13 protein-coding genes and 2 rRNA genes are annotated in these 17,220 nt (G+C 52.9%); 8 read left to right on the top strand and 7 right to left on the bottom strand.

What is annotated here, in order from left to right; translation table 11 throughout:
- The first annotated feature begins 181 nt into the window (after nucleotides 1–181).
- Nucleotides 182–3,086, top strand: a 23S ribosomal RNA gene (locus AB3N39_RS20745).
- Nucleotides 3,087–3,158: 72 nt separating this feature from the next.
- Nucleotides 3,159–3,274 (top strand): 5S ribosomal RNA (rrf, locus tag AB3N39_RS20740).
- Between the two features lie 100 nt (nucleotides 3,275–3,374).
- On the opposite strand, the gene mobB is transcribed toward rrf, so the two are convergent.
- Both mobB and mobA read right to left on the bottom strand, forming a co-directional pair.
- Nucleotides 3,375–3,878: a molybdopterin-guanine dinucleotide biosynthesis protein MobB gene (gene mobB, locus AB3N39_RS20735; protein WP_248175559.1), complete on the bottom strand. Its 504-nt coding sequence runs from the start codon at nucleotides 3,876–3,878 to the stop codon at nucleotides 3,375–3,377.
- Complete coding sequence (gene mobA, locus AB3N39_RS20730) at nucleotides 3,875–4,459, bottom strand: molybdenum cofactor guanylyltransferase MobA (RefSeq protein WP_248175560.1); 585 nt, start codon at nucleotides 4,457–4,459, stop codon at nucleotides 3,875–3,877. The genes mobB and mobA overlap by 4 nt, the downstream gene beginning before the upstream one ends.
- A 68-nt stretch (nucleotides 4,460–4,527) precedes the next feature.
- On the opposite strand from mobA, the gene AB3N39_RS20725 reads away from it, so the two are divergent.
- The 3 genes from AB3N39_RS20725 to dsbA all read left to right on the top strand — a co-directional run bounded on the left by AB3N39_RS20725 (nucleotide 4,528) and on the right by dsbA (nucleotide 6,509).
- Entirely contained in the window at nucleotides 4,528–4,797 is a 270-nt protein-coding gene (locus AB3N39_RS20725) for a YihD family protein (RefSeq protein WP_008501866.1), read from the top strand.
- 75 nt (nucleotides 4,798–4,872) lie between these two features.
- The gene (locus AB3N39_RS20720; protein WP_115876964.1) at nucleotides 4,873–5,859 is read left to right on the top strand and encodes a serine/threonine protein kinase; all 987 of its coding nucleotides are present in this window, start codon (nucleotides 4,873–4,875) and stop codon (nucleotides 5,857–5,859) included.
- 26 nt (nucleotides 5,860–5,885) lie between these two features.
- Nucleotides 5,886–6,509, top strand: a complete 624-nt coding sequence (dsbA, locus tag AB3N39_RS20715; RefSeq protein WP_045285687.1) for a thiol:disulfide interchange protein DsbA — start codon at nucleotides 5,886–5,888, stop codon at nucleotides 6,507–6,509.
- Between the two features lie 23 nt (nucleotides 6,510–6,532).
- Here the strand turns inward: dsbA and AB3N39_RS20710 are convergent, their stop codons facing one another.
- Nucleotides 6,533–7,441 carry an acyltransferase gene (locus AB3N39_RS20710; RefSeq protein WP_133295371.1) on the bottom strand — a complete coding sequence of 303 codons (909 nt, stop codon included), beginning with the start codon at nucleotides 7,439–7,441 and terminating at the stop codon, nucleotides 6,533–6,535.
- A 440-nt stretch (nucleotides 7,442–7,881) separates the two neighbouring features.
- Here AB3N39_RS20710 and polA point away from each other — a divergent pair, with 440 nt between their 5' ends.
- Nucleotides 7,882–10,674 carry a DNA polymerase I gene (polA, locus tag AB3N39_RS20705; RefSeq protein ID WP_136196051.1) on the top strand — a complete coding sequence of 931 codons (2,793 nt, stop codon included), beginning with the start codon at nucleotides 7,882–7,884 and terminating at the stop codon, nucleotides 10,672–10,674.
- 311 nt (nucleotides 10,675–10,985) lie between these two features.
- Here polA and yihA read toward each other — a convergent pair whose 3' ends face one another.
- Entirely contained in the window at nucleotides 10,986–11,615 is a 630-nt protein-coding gene (gene yihA / locus AB3N39_RS20700; RefSeq protein WP_136196050.1) for a ribosome biogenesis GTP-binding protein YihA/YsxC, read from the bottom strand.
- A 577-nt stretch (nucleotides 11,616–12,192) separates the two neighbouring features.
- Between yihA and yihI the strand changes: the two genes are divergently transcribed.
- Together yihI and hemN are read left to right on the top strand one after the other, a co-directional pair.
- Complete coding sequence (gene yihI, locus AB3N39_RS20695) at nucleotides 12,193–12,708, top strand: Der GTPase-activating protein YihI (protein WP_143345684.1); 516 nt, start codon at nucleotides 12,193–12,195, stop codon at nucleotides 12,706–12,708.
- A 188-nt stretch (nucleotides 12,709–12,896) separates the two neighbouring features.
- The gene (hemN, locus tag AB3N39_RS20690) at nucleotides 12,897–14,270 is read left to right on the top strand and encodes an oxygen-independent coproporphyrinogen III oxidase (protein ID WP_115876966.1); all 1,374 of its coding nucleotides are present in this window, start codon (nucleotides 12,897–12,899) and stop codon (nucleotides 14,268–14,270) included.
- A gap of 100 nt (nucleotides 14,271–14,370) precedes the next feature.
- Here the strand turns inward: hemN and AB3N39_RS20685 are convergent, their stop codons facing one another.
- The 3 genes from AB3N39_RS20685 to glnL all read right to left on the bottom strand — a co-directional run bounded on the left by AB3N39_RS20685 (nucleotide 14,371) and on the right by glnL (nucleotide 17,065).
- Nucleotides 14,371–14,481 (bottom strand): YshB family small membrane protein, encoded by a 111-nt coding sequence (locus tag AB3N39_RS20685; RefSeq protein ID WP_136196048.1) that lies wholly within the window; start codon nucleotides 14,479–14,481, stop codon nucleotides 14,371–14,373.
- Between the two features lie 110 nt (nucleotides 14,482–14,591).
- Complete coding sequence (gene glnG / locus AB3N39_RS20680) at nucleotides 14,592–16,004, bottom strand: nitrogen regulation protein NR(I) (protein ID WP_008501858.1); 1,413 nt, start codon at nucleotides 16,002–16,004, stop codon at nucleotides 14,592–14,594.
- Between the two features lie 11 nt (nucleotides 16,005–16,015).
- Entirely contained in the window at nucleotides 16,016–17,065 is a 1,050-nt protein-coding gene (glnL, locus tag AB3N39_RS20675; RefSeq protein ID WP_008501857.1) for a nitrogen regulation protein NR(II), read from the bottom strand.
- Nucleotides 17,066–17,220 lie beyond the last annotated feature (155 nt).

Below are 17,220 nucleotides of genomic sequence, written 5' to 3'. Positions count from 1 at the left end.
TGCTGGTTCGTGAGTGAAAGTCACCTGCCGTCATATCTCAAAACTGACTTACGAGTCACGTTTGAGATATTTGCTCTTTAAAAATCTGGATCAAGCTGAAAATTGAAACGACACATCTTTAATGGTGTGTTTGAGTCTCTCAAATTTTCGCAATCAGAAGTGAAACATCTTCGGGTTGTGAGGTTAAGCGACTAAGCGTACACGGTGGATGCCCTGGCAGTCAGAGGCGATGAAGGACGTGCTAATCTGCGAAAAGCGCCGGCGAGGTGATATGAACCTTTGACCCGGCGATGTCCGAATGGGGAAACCCAGTGCAATTCGTTGCACTATCGTTAACTGAATACATAGGTTAACGAGGCGAACCGGGGGAACTGAAACATCTAAGTACCCCGAGGAAAAGAAATCAACCGAGATTCCCCCAGTAGCGGCGAGCGAACGGGGAGCAGCCCAGAGTCTGAATCAGCTTGTGTGTTAGTGGAAGCGTCTGGAAAGTCGCACGGTACAGGGTGACAGTCCCGTACACGAAAGCACACAGGCTGTGAACTCGAAGAGTAGGGCGGGACACGTGGTATCCTGTCTGAATATGGGGGGACCATCCTCCAAGGCTAAATACTCCTGACTGACCGATAGTGAACCAGTACCGTGAGGGAAAGGCGAAAAGAACCCCGGCGAGGGGAGTGAAAAAGAACCTGAAACCGTGTACGTACAAGCAGTGGGAGCACCTTCGTGGTGTGACTGCGTACCTTTTGTATAATGGGTCAGCGACTTATATTCTGTAGCAAGGTTAACCGTATAGGGGAGCCGAAGGGAAACCGAGTCTTAACTGGGCGTTAAGTTGCAGGGTATAGACCCGAAACCCGGTGATCTAGCCATGGGCAGGTTGAAGGTTGGGTAACACTAACTGGAGGACCGAACCGACTAATGTTGAAAAATTAGCGGATGACTTGTGGCTGGGGGTGAAAGGCCAATCAAACCGGGAGATAGCTGGTTCTCCCCGAAAGCTATTTAGGTAGCGCCTCGTGAACTCATCTTCGGGGGTAGAGCACTGTTTCGGCTAGGGGGCCATCCCGGCTTACCAACCCGATGCAAACTACGAATACCGAAGAATGTTATCACGGGAGACACACGGCGGGTGCTAACGTCCGTCGTGAAGAGGGAAACAACCCAGACCGCCAGCTAAGGTCCCAAAGTCATGGTTAAGTGGGAAACGATGTGGGAAGGCACAGACAGCCAGGATGTTGGCTTAGAAGCAGCCATCATTTAAAGAAAGCGTAATAGCTCACTGGTCGAGTCGGCCTGCGCGGAAGATGTAACGGGGCTAAACCATGCACCGAAGCTGCGGCAGCGACACTATGTGTTGTTGGGTAGGGGAGCGTTCTGTAAGCCGTTGAAGGTGTGCTGTGAGGCATGCTGGAGGTATCAGAAGTGCGAATGCTGACATAAGTAACGATAAAGCGGGTGAAAAGCCCGCTCGCCGGAAGACCAAGGGTTCCTGTCCAACGTTAATCGGGGCAGGGTGAGTCGACCCCTAAGGCGAGGCCGAAAGGCGTAGTCGATGGGAAACAGGTTAATATTCCTGTACTTGGTGTTACTGCGAAGGGGGGACGGAGAAGGCTATGTTAGCCGGGCGACGGTTGTCCCGGTTTAAGCATGTAGGCGGAGGTTCCAGGTAAATCCGGTACCTTATTAACGCTGAGGTGTGATGACGAGGCACTACGGTGCTGAAGTAACAAATGCCCTGCTTCCAGGAAAAGCCTCTAAGCATCAGGTAACACGAAATCGTACCCCAAACCGACACAGGTGGTCAGGTAGAGAATACCAAGGCGCTTGAGAGAACTCGGGTGAAGGAACTAGGCAAAATGGTGCCGTAACTTCGGGAGAAGGCACGCTGATATGTAGGTGAAGCCCCTGCGGGTGGAGCTGAAATCAGTCGAAGATACCAGCTGGCTGCAACTGTTTATTAAAAACACAGCACTGTGCAAACACGAAAGTGGACGTATACGGTGTGACGCCTGCCCGGTGCCGGAAGGTTAATTGATGGGGTTAGCGGCAACGCGAAGCTCTTGATCGAAGCCCCGGTAAACGGCGGCCGTAACTATAACGGTCCTAAGGTAGCGAAATTCCTTGTCGGGTAAGTTCCGACCTGCACGAATGGCGTAATGATGGCCAGGCTGTCTCCACCCGAGACTCAGTGAAATTGAACTCGCTGTGAAGATGCAGTGTACCCGCGGCAAGACGGAAAGACCCCGTGAACCTTTACTATAGCTTGACACTGAACACTGGTCCTTGATGTGTAGGATAGGTGGGAGGCTTTGAAGCGTGGACGCCAGTCTGCGTGGAGCCGTCCTTGAAATACCACCCTTTAATGGCTGGTGTTCTAACGTAGACCCGTGATCCGGGTTGCGGACAGTGTCTGGTGGGTAGTTTGACTGGGGCGGTCTCCTCCCAAAGAGTAACGGAGGAGCACGAAGGTTAGCTAATCCTGGTCGGACATCAGGAGGTTAGTGCAATGGCATAAGCTAGCTTGACTGCGAGAGTGACGGCTCGAGCAGGTGCGAAAGCAGGTCATAGTGATCCGGTGGTTCTGAATGGAAGGGCCATCGCTCAACGGATAAAAGGTACTCCGGGGATAACAGGCTGATACCGCCCAAGAGTTCATATCGACGGCGGTGTTTGGCACCTCGATGTCGGCTCATCACATCCTGGGGCTGAAGTAGGTCCCAAGGGTATGGCTGTTCGCCATTTAAAGTGGTACGCGAGCTGGGTTTAGAACGTCGTGAGACAGTTCGGTCCCTATCTGCCGTGGGCGCTGGAGAATTGAGGGGGGCTGCTCCTAGTACGAGAGGACCGGAGTGGACGCATCACTGGTGTTCGGGTTGTCATGCCAATGGCACTGCCCGGTAGCTAAATGCGGAAAAGATAAGTGCTGAAAGCATCTAAGCACGAAACTTGCCCCGAGATGAGTTCTCCCTGAGACTTTAAGTCTCCTGAAGGAACGTTGAAGACGACGACGTTGATAGGTCGGGTGTGTAAGCGCAGCGATGCGTTGAGCTAACCGATACTAATGAACCGTGAGGCTTAACCTTACAACGCCGAAGGTGTTTTGGCGAAGAGACAGAACAATCAATTTCAGCCTGATACAGATTTAACAGAATTTGCCTGGCGGCTTTAGCGCGGTGGTCCCACCTGACCCCATGCCGAACTCAGAAGTGAAACGCCGTAGCGCCGATGGTAGTGTGGGGTCTCCCCATGTGAGAGTAGGGAACTGCCAGGCATCAAACAAGTGAAGAGGCCATCCGGAAGGATGGCCTTTTTGCGTTTATGGGTCCAAAAACGGTAGGCCGGATAAGGCGAAGCCGCTATCCGGCAAGTCGTCAGATCGCACTCCACTCCATAATAAACTCCGCAATCCCATCCACATCATTTAAATCCAGTACCGGAACTTCAAGTGGCAATACAACATCACTTGCCACCGCAATCACATGCTCATCCAGCGTTAACTCACTAAAATCATGCCCGGCATCGCTTCTGAATAGCAGGATCTTAGGCACGGCCTCATGCTTAAATCCCTCAATCAGCACCAGATCCAGGGTGGAGCGATCCATCCGACTGACAAGATAAGCGAGATCCAGCGGCGCCTCGTCCGGCGTTTCTGTCATTAACGCCCAGCGTTGAGAACTTGCCACCATCGTTTGCGCTGCACCCGCTTTACGCAGCTCAAAGCTGTCTTTTCCCGGTTTATCGACATCCATATTATGGTGGGTATGCTTAATCAATCCTGGACGGATACCTCTGGTACACAGCGCAGGAATGAGCTTTTTCAGCAGCGTGGTTTTCCCGGTTCCACTCCAGGCGGATATGGCTACAACCGGTATCATTTTTTCTCCTGCATCATCTGCAAATCTTCATGCGTATTCACATTCACAAACGCTGATTTCACATCGCTAAAATCAACGGAATGGCCGCCAGACTCACGCATGAAGACCATTACCCTGCGCTCTCCCCCAGCCAGATAGCTCTGCAGAGCAGGCGCTAGCGATCGGTGCATTAATGCGATAGCAGGATGGTCACGCTCGCCGTCATGTACCCAAACCACAGGAGCTGTACCGCGAAGCTGTAATAAACGCTCGGCAAGACAGGACGGAATAAACGGGGTATCGCAGGGGCAGAAGATAAACCACTCTCCTTGAGACTGTTGTATAACCGAAAGCATACCGGCCAGCGGTCCTGGGTAATCCTCAACGATATCCTGGTAGACGGCGTACCCGCTGCTTCGGTAAGTGTCGATATGCCGGTTAGCGCTGATGGCCATTGTCGACACCTGGCCTGAGAGCGTATCGGCGACATGCTGCCATAAGGGTTTTCCATTAAGAAGCTGAAGCCCCTTATCTTTTCCGCCCATTCGCGTTGCTCTGCCGCCTGCCAGAACGACCCCGATGATTTCCTGGCTAAGATTCACGAATATCGCCTCTTTTATTGTGGGATTGACCCTGCTAACGTGTCACTCTAAATGAAAGGAGCACCACCATGAAATGTAAACGTCTGAATGAAGTTATTGAACTCCTACAGCCCGCCTGGCAAAAAGAGCCAGAGCTAAATCTGATGCAATTTTTACAGAAACTGGCGAAAGAGTCAGGTTTTGACGGCGATCTGGCTGACCTTTCTGACGACATCCTGATCTACCACCTTAAAATGCGCGACTCTGCCAAAGATGCTGTTATTCCTGGTATTCAGAAAGATTATGAGGAAGATTTTAAGACCGCATTATTGCGCGCACGAGGCGTAATTAAAGAGTAAAAGCTTGTAAGCGGCGGCACCGAAATCGCCACAAGATGATATCCTGAATCATTCGTATAATTTCCGGATGATCGGATGAACGACCAGGCTTTTACTTTCCAGACATTACACCCGGACACCATTATGGATGCCCTGTTTGAACAGGGTATTCGGGTGGATTCCGGGCTAACACCTTTAAACAGCTACGAAAACCGCGTCTATCAATTTCAGGACGAGGATCGTCAGCGCTACGTCGTAAAATTCTATCGTCCTGAACGCTGGTCCGCAGAACAAATTCAGGAAGAGCATCAGTTTGCTCACGATCTGCTGGATGACGATGTTCCCGTTGCCGCACCGCTGAAATTCAATAACCAAACGCTCCTCACGCACGAAGGGTTTTACTACGCTGTATTCCCGAGCCTGGGGGGGCGCCAGTTTGAAGCGGATAATATCGATCAGATGGAGTGGGTTGCCCGCTATCTTGGGCGTATACACCAGACGGGACGCAAAAAAGCCTTTATTGCCCGCCCGACTATCGGGATTCAGGAATACCTTCTTGAACCGCGCCAAGTATTCGAAACTTCTGCAATGATCCCCGCAGCGCTAAAGGATGATTTCCTCAACGCCACCGATAAGCTTATTGCTGCAGTGAAAACCTGCTGGCGCGATGATATTTCCGTCCTGCGCCTGCATGGCGATTGTCACGCCGGGAATATTCTCTGGCGTGACGGCCCGCTCTTTGTCGATCTCGACGATGCGCGCATGGGGGCAGCGGTTCAGGACCTGTGGATGCTGCTCAATGGCGATAAAGCCGAGCAGCGCATGCAGCTTGAAACCATTATTGAAGCTTATGAAGAATTTAGCCCGTTTAATTCAGACGAAATTGCCCTGATTGAGCCTTTACGTGCGATGCGTTTTGTTTATTATCTCGCATGGTTAATCAGGCGTTGGGACGATCCGGCATTTCCTCGCAATTTCCCGTGGCTTACCGGAGAGGATTACTGGCGTAGCCAGATATCTACATTTACTGAGCAGGTTAAGGTTCTTCAGGAGCCCCCTCTGCAATTAACGCCGATGTATTAATGGACACACCCAGGAGAGAGTTAATCATGAAAAAAATTTGGCTGGCGCTGGCAGGTATGATTCTGGCATTTAGCGCTTCTGCTGCGCAGTTTACCGACGGCAAACAGTACATCACGCTGGACAAGCCGGTCGCTGGCGAGCCACAGGTTCTGGAGTTCTTCTCGTTCTATTGCCCACACTGCTATCAGTTCGAGCAGGTGCTGCATGTTTCTGACAACGTGAAGAAAAAGCTGCCGGAAGGCACAAAAATGACCAAGTACCACGTCGAGTTCCTGGGCCCATTGGGTAAAGACCTGACTCAGGCATGGGCGGTGGCGATGGCACTGGGCGTGGAAGATAAGATCACTTCGCCAATGTTTGAAGCCGTACAGAAAACACAGACCGTTCAGACCACTGCGGATATCCGTAAAGTGTTCGTTGATGCCGGCGTGAAAGGTGAAGAGTATGATGCCGCGTGGAACAGCTTCGTGGTGAAATCACTGGTTGCCCAGCAGGAAAAAGCGGCTGCTGACCTCCAGCTTCAGGGCGTTCCGGCGATGTTTGTTAACGGCAAATATCAGCTGAACATGCAGGGCATGGACACCAGCAGCATGGATATCTTCGTACAGCAGTATGCTGATACCGTGAAATACCTGGTTGAGAAGAAGTAATTTCACTGATGTAAAAACGCCGGTCACTGACCGGCGTTTTTGTATGAAGATTTAATCTTGCCTATCTGTTCGTCTTTCTCTTTCCAAAGCGTATTAAGCCACTGTTGGAAACGACGTTTGAAGTTCTTATCGTTTACGTAATCACCGTGCAGTTCAGCGTCAATCGGAACCAGGTCGACATGCACGACAATGCGCGTCAGTTTGCCGCTGAGCATATCGAAGAATGGCGTCCTGTCGTTTTCCGGATAGCAGAGCGTGACGTTAAGAAGTTTATCGAACTGTGCTCCCAGCACGTTAAGCGCCATCGCAATCCCCGCAGCCTTTGGCGGCAACAGATGCTGATAAGGAGAGCGAGTTTGCTGGCGCTTCTCTTCCGTAAACCGGGAACCTTCAACAAAGTTCACGATAGTCGTTGGATGCGCGCGAAACTTTTCGCAGGAACGGCGCGTGGTCTCCACATCTTTGCCGCGACGCTCGGGATGACGAATCAAATAGCTGCGCGAATAGCGTTTCATAAAGGGCATATCTAGCGCCCAGCAGGCCAGCCCAATAAAAGGTACCCAGGCGAGCTGCTGTTTCAGAAAGTATTTGTTCATCGGGATGTGTTTGCGAAAAAGCACGCATAACACCACGATGTCCGCCCAGCTGTGGTGATTGCAGATCAGCAGGTACCAGTTCTTCTTGTTAAGACTCTCCAGTCCTTTGATATCCCACTTCAGATGTGGGTTCAGGCACAGCAGGATCGCCAGCCCTTCGCACCAGCAGTACATCATGAAATTACAAAATGCGGACACGGCTCGCCACACCATGGGGACAGGCAGCAGCAGTTTAATGATCCCGGCTACGATGATCGGCACAGAACATGCGACAGTTACCAGAATAGTTAAAATGATGCTTAACAGTAATGTTATTGCAGCGAGCAATCTCGACATGATGAGCTTTTTCAGGTAGTTAGCTGTAAGTTAGCGGCCGGCTATTCGACGCTGGGCGCTGATTTTACCAGAAAACGGACAAATTAATGGCGCTTTCATGTGATGATTTGGCCGCTTTTACCCTGTCGTAGACGATTTCACTGTGATTCCGCGCTTATCAAGGCTTATATCCACATAGACTAAATTGCCATCAGTTGGCCATATAGATAAGATCTAATGCCATAACAGCATGATAATTAAGATCTAAAAAATAACTCATATGTGTATTTTGTGTCTGTTATTCATATGAAGTGAAAATATGCACAAACTTATCCACAGTTTGAATTTTGCGAGCGATCCTCACGATCGCAAAATCTTTTCCTGTATCAGGCGCTAATAACTGATGTTTTCATCCTTCTGTGGCATCCTTTACCCATAAATTGATTAAAGGCACGGACATTATGGTTCAGATCCCAGAAAACCCTCTTATTCTCGTCGATGGCTCTTCTTACCTGTATCGGGCATACCATGCGTTTCCTCCTCTGACCAATAGCGCAGGGGAACCCACCGGCGCAATGTACGGCGTGCTGAACATGCTGCGCAGCCTGATCCTTCAGTACCAGCCAACCCATGCGGCTGTGGTCTTTGATGCGAAAGGCAAAACGTTCCGCGATGAGCTGTTTGAGCATTACAAATCTCACCGTCCGCCAATGCCTGACGATCTGCGTGCGCAGATTGAACCGCTGCACACCATGGTAAGAGCGATGGGGCTGCCGCTGCTGGCCGTCTCTGGCGTTGAAGCCGATGACGTCATCGGTACGCTGGCGCGTGAAGCAGAAAAGATGGGTCGTCCTGTACTGATCAGCACCGGTGATAAAGATATGGCGCAGCTGGTGACGCCAGGTATCACCCTGATTAATACCATGACCAACACCATTCTGGGGCCTGAAGAGGTTGTCACTAAGTATGGCGTGCCGCCTGAGCTGATTATCGACTTCCTTGCGTTGATGGGCGACTCCTCGGATAACATCCCGGGTGTCCCTGGCGTTGGTGAGAAAACCGCGCAGGCGCTGCTTCAGGGGCTGGGCGGGCTGGATACGCTCTACGCGGAATCAGACAAAATCGCCGGGCTCTCCTTCCGTGGCGCAAAAACCATGGCCGGAAAACTGGAAGAGAACAAAGAGGTGGCTTATCTCTCCTATAAGCTGGCTACAATCAAAACCGATGTCGAACTGGAGCTGGGCTGTGAGCAGCTTGAGGTGCAACAGCCTTCTGCTGACGATCTGCTGAGCCTGTTTAAGAAATACGAATTCAAGCGCTGGATCACCGACGTGGAAGCCGGTAAATGGCTACAGGCAAAAGGGGCCAAACCTGCTGCAAAGCCGAAGGAGACGATTGTTGTTGAAGCAGAAGATCAGGCTGAAGAAGAAGCCGTGGCGCTTTCATTCGACAACTACGAAACCATTCTTGAAGAGTCACAGCTGATCGCCTGGATCGAGAAGCTGAAAAAGGCGCCGGTCTTTGCCTTTGATACCGAAACTGACAGTCTCGATAACATCTCAGCCAATATGGTTGGCCTGTCATTTGCGACAGAGCCGGGTATTGCAGCCTACGTTCCTGTGGCGCACGATTACCTGGATGCGCCGGAGCAGCTCTCCCGTGAACGCGTGCTTGAGCTGCTGAAGCCGATCCTGGAAGACGAAAAGGCGCTCAAGGTTGGGCAAAACCTCAAGTACGACCGCGGCATTCTGCAAAACTACGGCATTGAACTGCGTGGGATCGCCTTCGACACCATGCTTGAATCCTACATTCTGGACAGCGTCGCGGGCCGCCATGATATGGATTCCTTATCTGACCGCTGGCTTAAGCACAAAACGATCACCTTCGAAGAGATTGCCGGTAAAGGGAAAAATCAGCTCACCTTTAACCAGATTGCTCTTGAAGAGGCGGGTCGCTACGCGGCGGAAGATGCTGACGTCACGCTGCAGCTGCATCTGAAGATGTGGCCAAAACTGCAGAAGCACGAAGGTCCGCTGAACGTGTTCCAGCATATCGAGATGCCGCTGGTGCCCGTGCTATCCCGCATTGAACGCAACGGCGTGAAAATCGACCCAACGGTGCTGCATAACCACTCCGGGGAGCTGGCGCAGCGCCTGACCGAGCTTGAGCAAAAAGCGCATGAGCTTGCAGGCGAGCCGTTTAACCTCTCTTCACCGAAGCAGTTGCAAACCATTCTGTTTGAAAAGCAGGGTATCAAGCCGCTGAAGAAAACCCCTGGCGGCGCACCGTCAACCTCTGAAGAGGTGCTGGAAGAGCTGGCACTGGATTACCCGCTGCCAAAAGTGATTCTGCAGTACCGTGGTCTCGCGAAGCTGAAGTCGACCTACACCGACAAGCTTCCGCTTATGATCAACCCGAAAACGGGTCGCGTGCACACGTCGTATCATCAGGCTGTTGCGGCGACCGGTCGTCTCTCGTCAACCGATCCCAACCTGCAGAACATCCCGGTACGTAACGAAGAGGGCCGTCGTATTCGCCAGGCTTTCATCGCACCAGAGGATTATCTGATTGTCTCTGCTGACTACTCGCAAATCGAACTGCGCATTATGGCGCATCTGTCCCGTGACAAAGGCCTGCTTACCGCGTTTGCCGAAGGGAAGGATATCCACCGGGCAACCGCGGCGGAAGTCTTCGGCTTGCCGCTGGACAGCGTGACCAACGAACAGCGCCGCAGCGCTAAGGCGATCAACTTCGGTCTGATCTACGGCATGAGCGCGTTCGGCCTTTCACGCCAGCTCAACATTCCGCGTAAAGAGTCGCAGAAGTATATGGATCTCTACTTCGAGCGTTATCCGGGCGTGCTGGAATATATGGAACGCACACGCGCGCAGGCGAAGGAAAAAGGGTACGTCGAAACCCTGGATGGCCGCCGTCTCTACCTACCGGACATCAAATCCAGCAACGCGGCGCGCCGCGCTGGCGCAGAGCGTGCGGCGATCAACGCCCCGATGCAGGGTACCGCGGCGGACATTATTAAGCGTGCAATGATCGCTGTTGATGCCTGGCTGCAAGAAGAGAAACCTCGCGTGAAAATGATCATGCAGGTACACGATGAACTGGTATTTGAAGTGCACAAGGACGACCTCGACGCCGTGTCGAAGAAGATCCACGAACTGATGGAAAGCAGCATGACGCTTGATGTGCCGTTGCTGGTGGAAGTGGGAAGTGGTGAAAACTGGGATCAGGCTCACTAACGATTCTTCGCATAACGCGCTATTTATGTAAGTTTGCAACATTAGAACGCGCGTTTTGTGACGATCATTAGAATTCCCTATGTAAAGAATGAAAAAAAACTACAAAAAGTGCTTTTTCTGCAGCACAAAAAGGGGTAGAGTTATCGGCGTAGGGTACAGAGGTAAGATGTTCTATCTTTCAGACCTTTTACTTCACGTAATCGGATTTGGCTGAATATTTTAGCCGCCCCAGTCAGTAATGACTGGGGCGTTTTTTATTGCGGCAAAGAAATGTTCAGGCAAAAAAAGCGCGGCCATTGCCGCGCCCGGTATTACTCTTCTTCCGCTTCCTTCGCGGGTTCCATCTCGCTAAACCAGGTATCGAGTTTCTGACGCAACTTGTCCACGCCCTGCTTTTTCAGCGAGGAGAACGGCTCAACCTGCACATCACCGTTGAACGCCAGCACCGCTTCGCGAACCATATTCACCTGCGCTTTACGCGCGCCGCTCGCCAGCTTATCGGCTTTCGTCAGCAGCACCAGTACGGCGATATCGCTTGCTACAGCCCAGTCGATCATCTGCTGATCGAGATCTTTTAGCGGGTGACGAATATCCATCAGCACCACCAGACCTTTCAGGCACAGACGTTTTTCCAGGTATTCACCCAGCGCACGCTGCCACTTGATTTTCATCTCTTCCGGTACCTGCGCGTAACCGTAGCCCGGTAAGTCGACCAGGCGTTTGCCCTCTGCGACTTCAAACAGGTTGATCAGCTGGGTACGGCCAGGTGTTTTTGAGGTACGCGCCAGGCTCTTCTGATTGGTCAGCGTATTCAGGGCGCTGGATTTCCCCGCATTGGAGCGGCCAGCAAAGGCCACTTCAATACCGGTATCAGAAGGCAGGTGGCGAATATCGGGCGCACTGGTGACAAAATGCGTCTGTTGGTAGTTCCAGGTAGTCACGTGGTCGTCTCCAAAATCGTAATCTGAAGGGGATTATACCCGAATGCAGGCAAAAGGCTTTTCTGATTACTATGCCGTGTAGGCGAATGCCCCCATCGGTGTGAGAGATCGGCCAGTGATGCTATGGGAGATTTCAGAGAATTCGCAGGCGTTAAAAAATGCAAACTGTTTTAAATCATAAGCTTATTTTCGGTTAATTGTCTGAAAATCTCTTTTTATGCCGTTTCGTTGCTTGTTAGTTTAACGGAACAAGGTAAAGTGTGCGTCAGGGCGAGGAAGCCAACAGGAAATCGACTTAAGGATTAGGGTCAGGAGCGCCAGGAGGCGAAGACGCAGGATTGTCAGGACGACCAGCGCCTGGAGGCGTTTTAAAAGGAAATGGAACCGTATCACGGACGGTATTAGCCAAGGGATAAACAGGGTTTGTTGTTGGCAAACATGGAATGTCTGACCCGCTAAGGGTTGTGAGTCAGGAAAAAAGGCGACAGATTGCTCTGTCGCCTTTTTTCTTTGCTTGCTTTCTGCTAGATTTCGCCGCAATTCTATACTGAAGAAAACGACTTAAAGATAAAACATCATGAAAAAACCAACCTCCGCTGCGGGCGCGAAACGCCCTGCAAAAGCACGCCGCAAAACGCGCGAAGAACTGAACCAGGAAGCGCGCGACCGCAAACGCGACAAAAAACATCGCGGTCATGCTGCGGGTAGCCGTGCCAACGGTGGTGGTGCAGCGGGCTCTTCTGCAAAAGGCAGGCAGCAGAAAGATCCTCGTATCGGCAGTAAAACTCCCATTCCACTGGGCGTGACAGACACCCCGGTCACTAAGCAGCACAAACCAAAGAGCGAGAAACCTATGCTTTCACCGCAGGCTGAGCTGGATTTGCTGGAGAACGATGAGCGCCTGGACGCGCTGCTGGAACGTCTTGAAGAGGGTGAAACCCTGACCGCTGAAGAGCAGTCATGGGTGGATGCCAAACTGGATCGTATTGATGAACTGATGCAGAAGCTGGGCCTGTCATACGACGATGACGAAGATGAAGAAGAAGACGAGAAGCAGGAAGATATGATGCGTCTTCTGAAGGGTGGAAACTAACATTTGCACCCGGCAGGCACGATAGTCCTGCTTATAACCCTTCCGGTTATATGTTATCTGGTGTGGTTATTCGTTAAACTACGGCGGTTGTCGCGGCGACAGAAGTGGCTGCGCACCCGAATGATGGCCCGCAATGGGGTCAGAACGGGCCGCCGTATACGAACGCGACACCAACGGAAGGAGTGAGCATGTCAGCATCAACTATCGACTGGGATTTGGCCCTAATCCAGAAATATAACTATTCCGGGCCGCGTTATACGTCTTACCCCACCGCGCTGGAGTTCTCCGATGCCTTCGGAGAGCGTGATTTCCAGCAGGCTGTCGCGCGCTATCCTGAGCGTCCGCTGTCGCTCTACGTCCATATTCCGTTCTGCCACAAGCTTTGCTACTTCTGCGGCTGCAATAAAATCGTGACCCGCCAGCAGCATAAAGCCGACCAGTATCTTGATGCGCTCGAACAGGAAATTGTTCATCGCGCGCCGCTGTTTAAAGGCCGTCACGTGAGCCAGCTTCACTGGGGCGGCGGTACGCCAACCTATCTGAACAAAGCGCAAATAAGCCGCCTGATGGCGCTTCTGCGCGGCAATTTCAGTTTTAATGCTGACGCTGAGATCTCGATCGAAGTCGATCCGCGTGAAATTCAGCTGGATGTCCTGGATCATTTACGCGCAGAAGGATTCAACCGACTGAGTATGGGCGTACAGGATTTCAATAAAGAGGTTCAGCGTCTGGTGAACCGCGAGCAGGACGAAGAATTTATCTTTGCCTTACTCAATCACGCGCGTGAGATTGGTTTCACCTCGACCAATATTGACCTGATTTACGGCCTGCCAAAGCAAACGCCGGAAAGCTTCGCCTTCACGCTGAAGCGCGTGGCTGAACTTAACCCGGACCGCCTGAGCGTCTTTAACTATGCGCATCTGCCAACGCTCTTTGCCGCCCAGCGCAAAATCAAAGATGCCGATCTTCCTTCTGCCCAGCAGAAGCTAGATATCCTGCAGGAAACCATCACCTCGCTGACCGACACCGGCTATCAGTTTATCGGCATGGATCACTTTGCCCGCCCGGATGACGAGCTGGCCGTTGCTCAGCGCGAAGGGGTCCTGCACCGTAACTTCCAGGGATATACGACCCAGGGCGATACCGATTTACTGGGAATGGGTGTCTCCGCCATTAGCATGATTGGCGACTGCTACGCGCAGAACCAGAAAGAGCTGAAGCTGTATTACCAGCAGGTTGATGAGACTGGCAACGCGCTGTGGCGCGGCATTGCGTTAACGCGTGATGACTGTATCCGTCGCGATGTGATTAAGGCGCTTATCTGCAACTTCCGTCTCGATTTCAGCGATGTGGAAGCGCAGTGGGAACTGAACTTCAGCGATTATTTCGCGGAAGATCTGAAGCTTCTGGCGCCGCTGGCGAAAGACGGGCTGGTGGATGTGTCGGAGAGAGCCATAGAGGTCACCCCGAAAGGGCGTCTGTTGATCCGTAATATCTGCATGTGCTTTGACGCGTATCTGCGTCAGAAAGCGCGAATGCAGCAGTTCTCGCGAGTTATTTAAACTGTAATGCCGGGTGGCGGCTTCGCCTTACCCGGCCTACAAAAGTGCGAAATGTCGGCCGGGTAAGCGAAGCGTCACCCGGCTTTTCATCGCCAACTCGCTAGCTAAACAGCCCAACCAGCGCCGCGCACAACATAGCCGCAACGGCTGTTTGTGGCGTGTGGCTTTCAGCGGCTCCGCTAGAGAGCATATTCACGAATGTTTCCAGCATGATGTTCACCCCCAATTTCCGGGCACGATCATACAAAACTCATCGGAACAGTAAAGCGCAAAATAACGACGATTTGCGTTCAATTAATAACCTTTACACAAGCGCGGATATTACTCCATTCCCAGCTCTTTCAGCTTGCGCGTCAGGGTATTGCGACCCCATCCCAACAGGCGAGCGGCTTCCTGCTTGTGACCCTGCGTATGACGAAGCGCGGTGGTCAACAGCGTACGCTCCATCTCAGGCTGAGCCTCAGACAGCAGGTTTTGATGACCGGAACGCAGCGCGCGGTCGGCCCACTGCGCCAGCAGCGTCGCCCAGCTGTCCGGCAGCGCGTGTCCGCTACTGCTTTCCGGCGCGGTCGCCTCAAACAGTTCGGCCGGTAAATCCTGAATCAGCACTTCCTGACCGGCAGCCATCACGGTTAACCAGCGGCAGGTGTTTTCCAGCTGACGCACGTTGCCCGGCCACGCCAGACGCGTTAGAGCGGCATCGGTTTCCGGGTGAAGCTGCTTGGCTTCCACGCCCAGCTCGCGGGCAGCCACCTGCAGAAAATGACGCGCCAGGCGGGGAATATCTTCCCGACGTTCACGCAGCGGCGGCAGATGAACGCGGATGACGTTAAGACGGTGGAATAAATCCTCACGGAATTTGCCTTCCTGCACGCGTTGCTCCAGGTTCTGGTGGGTCGCGGCGATAATACGCACGTCCACTTTCACCGGCGCATAGCCGCCCACGCGATAAAACTGCCCGTCGGCCAGCACGCGCAGCAGGCGGGTCTGAACGTCCAGCGGCATATCACCGATTTCATCCAGGAACAGCGTGCCGCCGTCAGCCTGTTCGAAGCGCCCCTGGCGAATGGTATTTGCGCCGGTAAATGCCCCTTTTTCATGGCCGAACAGTTCGGACTCAATTAAATCCTTCGGGATCGCCGCCATATTCAGGGCGATGAACGGGGCTTTTGCCCGCGGGCTATGGCGATGCAGTGCATGCGCCACAAGCTCTTTACCGGTGCCCGATTCGCCGTTAATCAAGACGCTGATGGACGAGCGGGACAGACGGCCAATAATGCGAAACACGTCCTGCATCGCCGGCGCTTCGCCGATGATGTCGGTGGTTGGCCCAAAATCGGGCGCGTGGCGCGGCTGTTGCTGCTCCTGATAATGGCTAATCGCGCGCTCAACCAGCGCCACCGCTTCGTCGATATCAAACGGTTTGGGCAGGTAATCGAACGCCCCTTGCTGATAGGCGCTTACTGCGGCATCCAGATCGGAGTGCGCGGTCATTATGATGACCGGTAGCATAGGGTGGCGTTGTTTGATCTGCTTTAACAGCGCCAGCCCGTCCATGCCCGGCATACGGATATCCGACAGCAGAACATCGGGCGTTTTAGTGGTGAGTGCGTCGAGCACTTCGCTGCCGCTCTCAAACGTCGTGCAGCTTAATCCCGCCCCTGTGAGCGCGCGTTCAAGCACCCAACGGATGGAGCTATCGTCATCGACTACCCAGACTATCCCTCGTTGCATAAACGTCACCTTTATTTTTTAATCGGCAGGAAAACCGAAAACTCGGTATGTCCCGGCCAACTGGTAAATTCAATTTTTCCAGAGTGTTGGTCGATCAAACTGCGGGCAATGGATAAGCCCAGGCCGGTTCCGCCTTCACGGCCGCTGACCATCGGGTAGAACAGGGTGTCCTGCAGATGCGATGGAATGCCGGGCCCGTTATCCTCAACGTCGATTCGGGCGGCCAGCCGGTAGCGCACGCCGTGTAACGTGAGCTGGAAGGCGGTGCGGGTGCGTAAAATAATCTCGCCGCCTTCAGGTCCCAGCGCCTGCAGAGCATTACGCACAATATTCAACAGGACCTGCTCAATCTGATCCGGGTCATGGGCCAGTTCCGGCAGGCTTGGGTCGTAATCACGTACCAGCGTGACGTTCTCCGGCAGCTCCATTGAGACGAGCTTCACCACCCGCTCAGCCACTTTATGGATGCTTTCAGTGACGTGCATTCCCGGCTGCTGCGGACCGAGAAGACGGTCTACCAGATTCCGCAGACGGTCCGCCTGCTCAATGATGACGTTGGTATATTCCGCCAGCGCAGGGTCAGGCAGCGCCTTGGTCAGAAGCTGCGCCGCGCCGCGTAACCCACCCAGCGGGTTTTTAATTTCATGCGCCAGACCGCGCACGAGGTCACGGGCTGCAATCTGCTGCGCATGCTGAAGCTGCTCCTGGCTCAGTCGACGCTGATTATCCATCGGCGCCATTTCCAGCAGGATCAGGCCTTCGGGAAGACGTTGCGCGGTTAGCGACAGAATGTGCGAGCGCCCGTCGATCACCAGCGTCACTTCGTTATCGGTGAAACCCTGGCCTGCCTGTAAGCTTTCCTGCATCAGGCCAATATTCAGCGAAAAGTAGCTCAGGAGTTCCGGAAGCGGGGTACCGAATAGTTTACGTGCGCTTTGGGCAAGCAGCTGCTGTGCCGCCGGGTTGGCGTAATGAACGGCCAGCTCGTCATCGACCAGCAAGATGCTGTTAATCAAAGAATTGAGGATCTGCCCAGCATCGGGCAGCGTGCCAGTTGCCATTCAGCAGTCTCCTGGAGTCGTTTGCACTAATTTAGTGCAGTATAGCGTTTTCGGCGTAAAAAGCGCGTGAGATCAGATTGTTGGTGGAGAAAAAAGCCCATCCTGAGATGGGCTAAAAGTTTCCACGGCAACTACTCCCGGCGCTTGTCACGCCG

Source organism: Enterobacter vonholyi, from assembly GCF_040834095.1.
GTDB lineage: Bacteria > Pseudomonadota > Gammaproteobacteria > Enterobacterales > Enterobacteriaceae > Enterobacter > Enterobacter vonholyi.
Note: the sequence above shows the minus strand (reverse complement) of the source record. Positions and strands in the feature narration are given on the sequence as shown.

Coding starts and splice junctions, on each gene's coding strand:
- hemN (WP_115876966.1), top strand. CDS start 12,897: ATGTCAGCATCAACTATCGACTGGGATTTGGCCCTAATCCAGAAATAT.
- yihI (WP_143345684.1), top strand. CDS start 12,193: ATGAAAAAACCAACCTCCGCTGCGGGCGCGAAACGCCCTGCAAAAGCA.
- polA (WP_136196051.1), top strand. CDS start 7,882: ATGGTTCAGATCCCAGAAAACCCTCTTATTCTCGTCGATGGCTCTTCT.
- mobB (WP_248175559.1), bottom strand. CDS start 3,878: ATGATACCGGTTGTAGCCATATCCGCCTGGAGTGGAACCGGGAAAACC.
- AB3N39_RS20720 (WP_115876964.1), top strand. CDS start 4,873: ATGAACGACCAGGCTTTTACTTTCCAGACATTACACCCGGACACCATT.
- AB3N39_RS20710 (WP_133295371.1), bottom strand. CDS start 7,441: ATGTCGAGATTGCTCGCTGCAATAACATTACTGTTAAGCATCATTTTA.
- glnL (WP_008501857.1), bottom strand. CDS start 17,065: ATGGCAACTGGCACGCTGCCCGATGCTGGGCAGATCCTCAATTCTTTG.
- AB3N39_RS20725 (WP_008501866.1), top strand. CDS start 4,528: ATGAAATGTAAACGTCTGAATGAAGTTATTGAACTCCTACAGCCCGCC.
- dsbA (WP_045285687.1), top strand. CDS start 5,886: ATGAAAAAAATTTGGCTGGCGCTGGCAGGTATGATTCTGGCATTTAGC.
- AB3N39_RS20685 (WP_136196048.1), bottom strand. CDS start 14,481: ATGCTGGAAACATTCGTGAATATGCTCTCTAGCGGAGCCGCTGAAAGC.
- glnG (WP_008501858.1), bottom strand. CDS start 16,004: ATGCAACGAGGGATAGTCTGGGTAGTCGATGACGATAGCTCCATCCGT.